The 582-nt window shown below is 71.6% G+C and carries 1 pseudogene; it reads right to left on the bottom strand.

Features of this window, described 5'->3' with window-relative positions:
- A pseudogene (locus BYZ73_RS23190) lies at nucleotides 1–582 on the bottom strand (phage tail tape measure protein); the annotation flags it as partial.

The raw sequence follows: 582 nt of genomic DNA, 5'->3' as shown, positions 1-582 counted from the left end.
CCTTCATCCGGGCGCCGAGCTCCTCCATCCGGAGCCGCATCAGCTCCGGCCCCATGACGATCCGGTCCCAGACCTCGGCCGCGACATCCTTCATCAGATCGAGCGCCGCGCCAAAGCCCCCCGCCGCCGTCACCAGCCGCCCGAACCACAGCACCAGCTCGCCCGCGCCGACCACCAGCGCGCCGATCCCGGTGCGCATCAGCGCGGCCCGGGTCAGCAGAAGCTTTGCGTTCAGCGCGGCCGCCGCCACGGTCGCCGCCGCGAAGCTCGCCGCAAACCGCCCGGCGATCAGCGTGGCGGCCGTGCCGGCATAGGCCGCGACCCGGTCGAGATTGGACAGCACCAGATCGAGCGCGGACGCGAGCGGCGCGCCCTTGCGCCAGAGATCGGCAAAGCCATTGGCCAGCCGCTCGATGCCAGGGGCTGCGGCCGCCGCCAGGGTGTTGCCAAGCCCGGTCGCGACCAGCCCCAGCCGCGAGACCGCATCATTGGCACTCTCTATATTGTCGGCGTCCAGTTCCGACACCACGACGCCGAAGTCTTCGACATCGCGGGCGGCCTGGCGCAGGGTCGCGGGATCCA

This window comes from Rhodovulum viride, from assembly GCF_003265965.1.
Lineage (GTDB): Bacteria > Pseudomonadota > Alphaproteobacteria > Rhodobacterales > Rhodobacteraceae > Rhodovulum > Rhodovulum kholense.
The sequence above is the reverse complement of the archived record's forward strand: the minus strand, read 5'-3'. Positions and strand labels throughout refer to the sequence as shown.